At 57.2% G+C, this 5,315-nt stretch carries 6 protein-coding genes; all 6 read left to right on the top strand.

Annotated features, from left to right (window positions below; translation table 11 throughout):
- Positions 1-181 precede the first annotated feature (181 nt).
- On the top strand, positions 182-1,192 hold the full coding sequence (locus tag AKV04_RS13075; protein WP_235815640.1) for a recombinase family protein: 1,011 nt from the start codon (positions 182-184) through the stop codon (positions 1,190-1,192).
- Between the two features lie 350 nt (positions 1,193-1,542).
- On the top strand, positions 1,543-2,838 hold the full coding sequence (locus AKV04_RS13080) for a tyrosine-type recombinase/integrase (protein WP_054006868.1): 1,296 nt from the start codon (positions 1,543-1,545) through the stop codon (positions 2,836-2,838).
- Positions 2,839-2,861: 23 nt separating this feature from the next.
- Positions 2,862-3,527 (top strand): hypothetical protein, encoded by a 666-nt coding sequence (locus tag AKV04_RS13085; RefSeq protein WP_054006869.1) that lies wholly within the window; start codon positions 2,862-2,864, stop codon positions 3,525-3,527.
- Between the two features lie 83 nt (positions 3,528-3,610).
- Complete coding sequence (locus AKV04_RS25595) at positions 3,611-3,796, top strand: helix-turn-helix transcriptional regulator (RefSeq protein WP_082351639.1); 186 nt, start codon at positions 3,611-3,613, stop codon at positions 3,794-3,796.
- Positions 3,797-4,493: 697 nt separating this feature from the next.
- Positions 4,494-4,787: a hypothetical protein gene (locus AKV04_RS13090; RefSeq protein ID WP_202905619.1), complete on the top strand. Its 294-nt coding sequence runs from the start codon at positions 4,494-4,496 to the stop codon at positions 4,785-4,787.
- 51 nt (positions 4,788-4,838) lie between these two features.
- Positions 4,839-5,315: helix-turn-helix domain-containing protein (locus tag AKV04_RS13095; RefSeq protein WP_156317525.1), on the top strand; the 477-nt coding region annotated here is incomplete at its 3' end.

Genomic DNA, 5,315 nt, shown 5'->3' on the forward strand with positions numbered 1-5,315 from the left:
GCCTCACGCCCTACGCATACATCTGCAAAATCTGGACATCAGAGCCAGATCGATTCATCCTAAACCCGATCCACCAGATGTCGGCACTGAACACCTAGCGGCCACGCGGATCGCAGCAGCCGCGCAGGGCCGCTGCCCGCGCAAATCCGATCATGCAACAGGGGCGGCAGTTGGCGCGACCATCGCCCCGTTCTCGAACGGCCAATTGCACTATCTGCTGACCAACCCGGTCTATCGCGGCATGATCCGCCACAAGACCTTGGTCCATCCCGGCCAGCATCCGGCGATTATCGACGAGGCGCTGTGGTCAGCCATGCAGACGAAGCTGCAGGAGGCTGCAGCCCGCAAGCGTCAGCGCCCTGTCGCTACTGCTATTGCGACCGAAGCGGATTCAACCTCCACCGCGCCGCAAAACTCTCTCGAACCCTCGGATCCGCTGATGGCAAAGCTGTTCGACGAAACCGGGGATCGCCTGACCCCAAGTCACACCGACCGTCACAACAGACGCTTTCGCTACTATACTTCCCGCCGCCTGATCACCAAGGGGGCTGACCCGACGGGCTGGCGCTTGCCAGCGCCGCATCTGGAAGCTGTGGCGCTTGATGCGCTTCGGACCTATCTGCGCGCCCGGGCAAGACAGCACGATATGCTGTTGCAACCTGAGGCAAGCACGGCGGGGCTTGTCGCCGACGCTTTGCACAGACTTTCCGGCAAAGCTGCGGCCGGAGACCTCTGGCCGCTCATCGCCGAGGTGCATATCACCGCCGACAGCATGATCTTACACTTCAGTCGGGAGACCTTGGCCCAGAGTCTGGGTCTGCATCCCGACGCCCTGAACCCCGACGTGATGAGCGTTCAACAGGCGTTTCAACGCCACCGTCGCGGCGCGGAAACCCGCCTGGTCACCGACACCCTCGCACCCCAGCCTGATCTCATTCTGCAGCAGAACCTTGCGCGCGCGCATCGCTGGGCCAACCGCTTGCGCCGCGGCGAAAGCTTGAGCAGCATCGCGAGGGCGGAAAACTGTTCCGACAGTCTCATCCGATCGCGTGTCGCTTTGGCTTTTCTGGCCCCGGATCTACAGCGCGCCATCCTCGATGGAACAGCACCCTCCCATCTGACCACAAATCTGATTGTGCGCACAACCCTGCCGCACGACTGGCAAGAGCAAGCCAAGGCTCTGGGTCTTTAGCTCGAACTGTCAAAATTCTGCAAACCGCACCGCGTTTCTGGGTCGCAGAGACGGGCGTCCGATTTGCCCGCAAAGCACGCGCGCGGTGCTGTCTCCGAGACCAGATCCTGCGCGCAACCATCTGAAATCACACGGTAATTCCGCGTGGGATCCAGAGGTACTCAGTCTGAGATTGTGGTTGGCGGAAGCGGTGGCCGCCATATTTGCATGGCGATGTGATGCGATCAGTCGCGCTACCCCACCTAATCCCTTAAAAACCAGAAATTTTTTGTCATGCAATGAAGCAATCAATTGCATCGTATTGCACATAATCGCATGGTCTTAGATGGGTGTGTAGAGGGGTAGACAGAATGCCAAGAGTTGCCGAGGAGCTTGGGTCTCTCGATATCAAGCGCGCTGTGCATGGAGGCGGCAAATCCACCACCATGATTTCCGTTGGCGGCGTGACGGGACTTTACCTGCAGATTACTCCCAACGGGGCGAAGTCGTGGATTTTGCGCGCCACAATTGGTGGCAAGCGCGGTGACCATGGGCTTGGCGGTTATCCATCCGTCACTCTCGCTGCGGCCCGCGAAAAAGCGCGTGAGGCGCGTGATAAAATAGATCGTGGCATAGACCCAATTGCTGAACGCAAAGCTGCCAAAGCCGCGCTAACAGCCTCAAACGGCAGGGGGCTCACCTTTGCGCAGGCGACTGATCGCTATCTTGCAGCAAAGCTAGATGGCTTTGAGAACGCGAAACACAAGGGCCAATGGAGCTCAACACTGAGAACGTACGCCATACCAACACTTGGCTCGTTGATGGTTTCAGATATTGGCGTTCGTGACGTGCTCCGAGCCCTACAACCCATCTGGATGGACAAGACAGAAACCGCAAAAAGGGTAAGGGGGAGGATTGAAGCTGTACTGTCCTGGGCAACGGTTTCCGGGCATCGAGCTGGCGATAACCCGGCACGCTGGGCTGGAAATCTTAAAGAACTACTCCCCGCGGCGTCCAAGGTGGCAAAGTCTGAAAACCAACCCGCCGTTGCGCTGGATGATGCGCCAGCGTGGTTTGCTGCACTGCGCAGCCGAGAGGGGTTTGGCGCGAGGGCCCTAGAATTCGCTGCGCTCACTGCCGCCCGATCTGGCGAAGTCAGGGGCGCGCAATGGTCGGAATTCGATTTGAAGAATGCACAATGGATTATTTCTGCGGAACGCATGAAGATGAGCCGCGAACATCGCGTTCCGCTTCCTGCCGCCGCAATGGCGCTATTGGATGGGCTTCCACGTCTAGATGATAACGATCTGGTTTTCCCTGCGGTCCGTGGCGGAATGTTATCGGACATGACCCTAAGCGCCACAATGCGCCGCATTCATCAGGCCGAGATCGACGCCCAGCGCCCGGGTTTTGTCGATCGCACGTCAAAGCGTCCCGCTGTGCCACACGGCATGCGCAGCACATTCCGAGATTGGGTAGCCGAGCGCACTGATTTTTCTGGTGATATGGCGGAGATTGCATTGGCACACAAAATCAGCAGTGCGGTAGAAAGTGCCTACCGGCGTGGTGACATGATCGAAAAGAGGAAAGGGATGATGGCGGCTTGGGCCGATTTCTTGATAGGTGATGCCGCTGTGACAGCCAACATCATCATGTTTTCAAGATGACGCGTTACTCACCATGCGAATGCATGAGCTCGATTGGTTGCTACAAATGTGCAATCGGCTACGTGATCAAGCAAGCTTGCGGTTTCGACCATTGTAACTGCATCGCGCGTGGCGAACCTTTTTGCGAAGAATGTCTTGGGGAACTGAGGTCCGATTTTGCATATGCGTTTGAACTTGCAGAAGCGCCTTATCAAAAGCTCGCTGAAGCAAGAGCACGCTCCTTTGGCTTGGTCGGTCAAACTCGGGAAAATTGTGTATGGTTTACACAAGATATCAATAAAGCGGCCGCTGAACTTTTCTCGCAAGCGCAGCTTGACCCCGTGTGCTTCGATGCGGCACTTTGGTTTGTTTCCGACCGGGTACGCAACGGAGAGATAGTGCCAGAAGTGTTGCGCGAGTGGGCCAGCAAAGCAATTCTAGGACACGCAAAAAGGCCCAAAGCGAAGGGAAAATATGCTGGTGCAACATACACGCGAGATCGCTTGATCTATCTTCTCATCCGCGAACTCATCGATGATTTGAAGCTAAACGCGACAAGTGGCGATCGGGACGAAGGCAAAAGTGCCTGCCACGCAGTTGCCGAAGCGTTTCAAGTTCTGCGACTTCAACCGGACAGCTACGAGTCGATCCGAAGAATTTGGCTGAACCGCCATAAGCTAAGTGCATTTTCTTCTCCGATGCGTGTGTAGGACTCCTGAGTAGATTTGAACCACGACCTTATATTTCGAGTCCGTCATGTTGCACGCCAAGACAACCAATTGGAGTGCATGACATGGACGAATCCTACTGCAGCGATATTCAACTGGCCGCCCGCTTTAGCGTGCACCGTACTACGCCGTGGCGTTGGGCCAAGTCTGATCCGACATTTCCAAAACCGGTGGTTTTAACGCCTGGCTGCACCCGCTGGAAGTTGTCGGACATCGAAACATGGGAAGCCGGCAAAGCGTCGGCTAAGTAAATTTGGCCATTCGTTTGATAGGGCGGTCGCCGAGTCGGCGCGTCTTCTCCAAACATAAAAGGCGCCGCCTCAGAACCAGTGTTGTCCCCCTACTTCGGGTAAACAAAGGAGGTTAGTTCGGTCAAAACTAGCAAACGCGATTGAGTGGCAATCGAACACTAGCAAAGCGCTGCTTCATCTTTCCATCCAGCTCCCCAATATTTCAAGGCGTTAAGATGCGAGAACAATTCCAACGACCCGCAACCGTCGCTTTGATTTGCGAAGTAGGAGGGGGCCCCTACTTCTTCCGCGAACGCGAAATTACCTTTCAATTTCGCAGTCATTCAGTTTTGAAATGCCATTTCCGCGCCGGGATGGTGGGCTGTAAGTCGACGCATAAGTGCTGCCTGCTGTGGTTCCCAGGTGGGCGCTGGTGCGCTATCTGCGCAATGTCGGCTTCACGTGCATGCCACGTCGGCAGCTTGCAAGCCGCTAGCGCCTGCTGGTTAACGGAATTCCCACCCACCCGGTCTCGCGTCCGGATCCGGTTGGAACGCCGAGCGATTGCAGACGGCTTGCCTTGGGTTGCGGCAGCAGTGCTGCACCTTAACGATCAAAGCCACAAAATGAAGCAGCGACCTGTTGCGCCCGCAATTGTCGGCGACGCGATGGGTGCGGCTGACAGTGAGCCGTCTGTGTTCAAGAATTGGAGGTTGGTGTGAACGGTACCGTCAACATAGCCCGAGATATCTGGCGCAATACCGCGTTCAAGTCGCAACCTTTTACTGAGCGGGAAGCCTTCGTTTGGCTGATCATGGAGGCGTCCTACAAGGCTAGGGAAAAGCGTGTTGGTAATGTCACCGTGTCGTTGGTTCGCGGGCAGCTGGTCGCGTCTATTCGCTTCATGGCTGATGCGTGGGGCTGGCAAAAATCGACTGTCGATAGATTTTTGAAACGCCTCGAAAATCGAGACATGATTGGGACAGATTGCGGGACAGGGCTAACTGCTTAGGCTCAAGTTTCGAGTGCAACACCCAGCGCCCGCAGGGCATAGGATGTTGCGATGGACAGACGATACAAGCACCTCAACGGCGAGGAACGTGGCGTGATTTTGGCGGAGCATCGGCGCGGGGCAAGCCTTGGGGCGATCGGGGCGTTGCTGGGGCGCAGCGCCTCGACCGTCGGGCGGGAACTGGGGCGTGGCCGTCCGGAGGGAGACCCCGCCCGGCCGTATTGCCCGCAGCTTGGCGCGGACCGATACCGGGTGCTGCGCAAGCGGTGCGGACGGCGGCAGAAGCTGGTCAAGGGTGGGTGGCTTCATGACTTTGTGCGGGGCAAGCTGGTCCACCGGCGCTGGTCTCCCGAGCAGATTGCGTGCAGGCTCAAGTCCATGCACCCCGACGATCCAACCCGCCTGATCAGCCATGAGACGATCTACGCCGCGATTTACGCGCAGCCGAGGGGTGGGTTGAAGGCCGAGATGATCGCGGCCTTACGACAGCACAAACCTTCCCGCGGACTGCGGCGAACAACGCTGGCG

It is taken from the genome of Cypionkella psychrotolerans, from assembly GCF_001294535.1.
Classification (GTDB): domain Bacteria; phylum Pseudomonadota; class Alphaproteobacteria; order Rhodobacterales; family Rhodobacteraceae; genus Cypionkella; species Cypionkella psychrotolerans.